This window comes from Frankia sp. AgKG'84/4, from assembly GCF_023242965.2.
Taxonomy (GTDB): Bacteria; Actinomycetota; Actinomycetes; order Frankiales; family Frankiaceae; genus Frankia.
Map to the genome: position 1 here is coordinate 1 of NZ_JALKFU020000401.1, position 4,920 is coordinate 4,920.

At 72.8% G+C, this 4,920-nt stretch carries 3 protein-coding genes and 2 pseudogenes; 3 read left to right on the forward strand and 2 right to left on the reverse strand.

Going from position 1 to position 4,920, the window contains the following annotated elements; all coding sequences use genetic code 11:
• Positions 1–228 (reverse strand): annotated as a pseudogene (locus tag MXD58_RS19925) (hypothetical protein); the annotation flags it as partial.
• Positions 229–263: 35 nt separating this feature from the next.
• On the opposite strand from MXD58_RS19925, the gene rodA reads away from it, so the two are divergent.
• The 3 genes from rodA (at position 264) to MXD58_RS19940 (ending at position 4,337) form a co-directional block, all read left to right on the forward strand.
• On the forward strand, positions 264–1,499 hold the full coding sequence (gene rodA, locus MXD58_RS19930) for a rod shape-determining protein RodA (protein ID WP_248838877.1): 1,236 nt from the start codon (positions 264–266) through the stop codon (positions 1,497–1,499).
• An 86-nt stretch (positions 1,500–1,585) separates the two neighbouring features.
• A complete protein-coding gene (locus MXD58_RS19935) occupies positions 1,586–3,592 on the forward strand; it encodes a TIGR03960 family B12-binding radical SAM protein (protein ID WP_248838876.1) in 2,007 nt (668 codons plus the stop codon).
• Positions 3,576–4,337: a TIGR03936 family radical SAM-associated protein gene (locus tag MXD58_RS19940; protein WP_248838875.1), complete on the forward strand. Its 762-nt coding sequence runs from the start codon at positions 3,576–3,578 to the stop codon at positions 4,335–4,337. The genes MXD58_RS19935 and MXD58_RS19940 overlap by 17 nt, the downstream gene beginning before the upstream one ends.
• Before the next feature lie 220 nt (positions 4,338–4,557).
• On the opposite strand, the pseudogene MXD58_RS19945 reads toward MXD58_RS19940, so the two are convergent.
• Positions 4,558–4,920: pseudogene (locus MXD58_RS19945) on the reverse strand (hypothetical protein); the annotation flags it as partial.

The window sequence follows — 4,920 nt, forward strand, 5'->3', positions numbered from 1 at the left end:
GACGACACCCGCCTCGACGACGGTGGCGGCGTCGGAGCACGGCGCGGCCGGGCCGGCGGCCGCGGTGGCGACGTCGCCCCTGGTCACGTCGCCCGTCTCGACCTCGCCCGTGGGGACATCGCCGTCGACGGCGGCGCTGGCGCCGAGCCGCGCGCCGCCCTGAGCCGGCCCCGGCGACACGCCGGGGAAGGTGCCAGGCTCCGTTCCGGGTGGTGCGTCGCGCGCCAACCCGGAACGGGGCGCCGGATGGAGGAGGAGACGGCGTGACCCAGGAGGCGGGACCGACCGCGCTGCGCTCGTCCCCGGTCCCGGTCCGGGGACGGATCGGGCAGTTGCGCGACCGCGCGTCCGGGCGGCACTCGCCGCTGCGGCGGCTCGACTGGACGCTGCAGTCGTGCGTGATCGCCCTGTCCGTCGTCGGTGCGCTCCTGGTCTGGTCGGCCACCCGGCAGCGCCTGGGCGAGGCCGGCGGCGACCCGCAGACGTTCCTCAAGCGCCATCTGCTGAACCTGGCCATCGGCCTGGTGCTCGGCGCGGTCGCGACGGTGGTCGACTACCGGGTGCTGCGTGCCTACGCGCCGTTCGTCTACCTCGGCTCGCTCGTCGGGCTGGTCGCGGTCCTCGCGCTGGGCTCGACGATCAACGGTGCGCACTCGTGGATCGTGCTGCCCGCCGGGTTCCAGCTGCAGCCGTCCGAGTTCGCCAAGGTGGCGCTGGTCGTCGGCGCGGCGATGATCCTGGGGGAGAAGGGCGAGAACAGCAGCACCGGCCTGCGGCGCAGCGCGCCCGGGCACGGTGATGTGCTGCTCGTCCTCGGCCTCACGGTGGTGCCGATCGGCCTGATCATGCTGCAGCCCGACTTCGGCACCGTCATGGTGCTGGTCTTCACGATCCTCGGCATGCTGGCGATCAGTGGCGCGCCGCGACGCTGGGTGCTGGGGCTCGTCCTCTGCGGGGTGCTGTTCGGTGGCGCGATCCTCGAGTTCCACCTGCTCCAGCCCTACCAGGAGGCCCGACTCACCTCGTTCGCCTCGGGAAACAAGGCAACGTCGGGGACCGGCTACAACGTCTCCCAAGCGATGATCGCGATCGCGAACGGCGGCTTCACCGGCCGAGGCCTGCTGCACGGCCAGCAGACCCAGGGGCAGTTCGTCCCGGAGCAGCAGACCGACTTCGTCTTCAGCGTGGCCGGCGAGGAGCTGGGCTATCTGGGTGCCGGCGGCGTGGTCGTGCTGCTCGGCGTGGTGCTGTGGCGGGCGCTGTCGATCGGCTTCGACTCCCAGGACTCGTTCGGCGCGCTCATCGCGACCGGGGTGGTCTGCTGGTTCACCTTTCAGTCCTTCGTCAACATCGGCATGTGCCTCGGGATCATGCCGGTGACCGGGCTGCCGCTGCCGTTCCTGTCCTACGGCGGATCATCGATGTTCGCGAACATGATCGCGGTGGGGCTGCTGCAGAACGTGCGGCTGCGGTCCCGATCGGATCCCTACGCCCTGTAGCCTCGGCCGGTTCTGTCCCGGTCTGGCCCCCGGCCTGGGACGGACGCCGGCGGAGTACCCGCGCGATGTGCCGTAGGCTCGCACGCATGTCCGGACAGTCGCTGTTCGCTCGCCTGGAGCCGCTGCTCCCGCGGGTGCGAAGGCCCGTGCAGTACGTCGGCGGCGAGGGAAACTCCATCGTCAAACCCTGGGACGCCGCCGTCGTCCGCTGGGCCCTGATGTATCCGGACGCCTACGAGGTCGGCCTGCCGAACCAGGGGCTGCAGATCCTCTACGAGATCCTCAACGAGCAGCCCGACGTGCTCGCCGAACGCACCTACTCGGTGTGGCCCGATCTCGAGGCGCTCCTGCGCGAGCACGACCTACCCCAGTTCACGGTCGACGCCCACCGCGCCGTCGGCGATTTCGACCTGTTCGGCGTCAGCTTCTCCACCGAGCTGGGCTACACCAACCTGCTCACCGCGCTCGACCTCGCCGGCATCCCGCTGCACGCCGACCGGCGCGACGACACCCACCCGCTGGTCATCGCGGGCGGCCACGCCGCGTTCAACCCCGAGCCGATCGCCGCGTTCGTCGACGCGGTCGTGCTCGGCGACGGGGAGCAGGCCGTCCTCGGCATCTCCGACGTCGTGCGGGCCTGGAAGTCCGAGGGCGCGCCGGGCGGGCGCACCGAGCTGCTCGCCCGCCTCGCCCGTCGCCAGCTCGTCTACGTGCCGGCGTTCTTCGACGTCACCTACCGGGCCGACGCACGGATCGAGGCGGTCCGGCCGAACCGGTCGGACATCCCGGCCCGGCCGAGCAAGCACACCCTGTCTGACCTGGACTCCTGGCCCTATCCGAAGGCGCCGCTCGTTCCGCTCGCCGAGACCGTGCACGAGCGGATGAGCGTCGAGATCTTCCGCGGCTGCACCAGGGGCTGCCGGTTCTGCCAGGCCGGGATGATCACGCGCCCGGTGCGCGAGCGCAACATCGAGACGATCGGCGCGATGGTCGACGCCGGGCTGCGGGCCACCGGCTTCAACGAGGTGGGCCTGCTGTCGCTGTCCAGCGCGGACCACACCGAGATAGGCACGATCGCGACCGAGCTCGCCGACCGCTACGAGAACGACAAGGTCTCGCTCAGTCTGCCGTCCACCCGGGTCGACGCCTTCAACGTCACGCTCGCCAACGAGTTCTCCCGCAGCGGCCGGCGTAGCGGGCTCACCTTCGCCCCCGAAGGCGGCTCGGAGCGGCTGCGCAGGGTCATCAACAAGATGGTCAGCGCCGAGGACCTGGTGCGCACGGTCAGCACGGCCTACGCGCACGGCTGGCGGCAGGTGAAGCTCTACTTCATGTGCGGGCTGCCGACCGAGACCGACGAGGACGTGCTCGAGATCGCCGATCTCGCCCGGCAGGTGATCCGCGCCGGCCGCAAGGCCAGCGGGCACCGTGACATCCGCGCCACCGTCTCGATCGGCGGGTTCGTCCCCAAGGCGCACACCCCGTTCCAGTGGGCCGCGCAGGCCTCGCCCGAGGTGATCGACGCCCGGCTGAAGCTGCTGCGGGACACGGTCCGCGCCGACAAGGAGATCGCCCGCGCCGTGGGCTTCCGCTACCACGACGGCCGGCCCGGGGCCATCGAGGGCCTGCTGGCCCGCGGTGACCGGCGCGTCGGCACGGTGATCGAGCGGGTGTGGCGCGAGGGAGGCAGGTTCGACGGCTGGACCGAGCACTTCTCGTTCGAGCGGTGGGAGCGGGCCTGCGCGGCCGAGCTCGAACCCCTGGGTGCTTCGCTGGACTGGTTCACCACCCGCGAGCGGGAGGAACGTGAGGTGCTTCCCTGGGACCACCTCGACGCGGGCCTCGATCGTGACTGGCTGTGGGCCGACTGGCAGGAGGCGCTGCGGGGCGTCGAGCTCGACGACTGCCGGTGGACGCCCTGCTACGACTGCGGGGTCTGCCCGACGATGGGGACCGACACGCAGATCGGGCCGACCGGACGTTCGCTGCTGCCGGTGATCGGCGTGAGCGCGGGTGGCCCGGCGGCCGGCGGCGGACCGAAGCCGGTGGATGGCAGCGACCCGAGCCCGGTGGGCAGTGCCGCGCCAGCCTGAGGGCCCCCCGCCCCCGCCGGTCGTCGCGCGGGTGCGGGTGCGCTTCGCCAAGCGGGGCCGGCTGCGCTTCCTCTCCCATCGGGACGTCGCCCGGGCCTTCGAGCGTGGGCTGCGCCGGGCCCAGGTGCCCATGGCCTACTCCGCGGGCTTCAACCCGCATCCGCGGATCTCCTGGGTCGGGGCGGCGCCCACCGGTGCCGCCAGCGAGGCCGAGTACGTCGAGTTCGCGCTGTCCGCGCCGGTGGAGCCCGAGAGTCTGCGGTCCGCGCTGGACGCGAGCCTGCCGCCGGGCCTGGACGTGCTGCGCGTCGTGCCGGCCGGTGGCGCGCCGCTCGCCGAGCGGATCGACGCCTCGCGGTGGCAGGTCCGGCTGCCGGGTGTCGCCGAGCCGGTACTGCGGGACGCCGTGGCCGAACTCCTGCGCAGAGACGGCGTCGAGGTCGAGCGGGCGACGAAGGACGGCCGGCGCCGGTTCGACGTGCGTCCCGCCGTGATCTTGGCCGACTGTCGTGCAGAGAACGACACATGTGCGATACTGGAACTGGTCGCGCGGCATACGACGCCCGCTGTGCGACCAGATGACGTGCTGACTGCCTTGGACGTGGTGGCCGGTCTGCGCCCGTCGGCGCCTCCCGAGCCCACTCGGCTCGAACAGGGCCGGCTGCTCGAAGACGGGACGCTGGCGGACCCGCTCGCTCCGGACCGCAATGACGCTGGCCGGCTGGTGGGTAAGTCCTCGGCGTGATGCTGCTGGGTGTCGCAGGATTTACCGGCGCGGTAACCGCGTCGGCCGAGACAGTGGCTTCTGCGCGGCCGCGACTGCACCAGGCAGCGCGCCCGGGAGCCCGAGAGGCTTCTTAACCCGTGCCCGATGATGATCTGACCACCCAGACAGAGACCGAAACCACCCGCCCCGCGCCGCGTCGGCGCCGGGCCGCGGGGCGAGCCGCCGGCCCGCCCCCCGATCAGTCCGACGGCGTGACCACCCCGGAAGCGGCCCCGGCCACGGGTGACGCCGAGCCGGCAGCGGACAGTCCGCCGCCCACTCGTCGGCGCACCCGGGCGACCGGCACCGCGAAGGCGCCGTCCAGCCGGGCAAGCCGGGCGAAGTCCGGCGGCGCGGTTGTCGCTGCGGTGGAGCCCGAGCCCGTCGACGCGGCCACCGCCGTGTCGGTGACCACGGACCCGGTGCCCGACTCCGGCGCCGTCGCGGACACCGCCGGTGCGGCGCCCGTCGACCCCGCATCCGGATCAGCGGCCGCTGACACCGGCCAGTCAGAGGCGCCGCAGCGCCGCACCCGCACCCCCCCTGGGGTCCGGGGGGCCTG

Bases quoted from the DNA above. Each gene is read 5' to 3' on its own strand.
- MXD58_RS19935 (WP_248838876.1), top strand. From the start codon at position 1,586: ATGTCCGGACAGTCGCTGTTCGCTCGCCTGGAGCCGCTGCTCCCGCGG.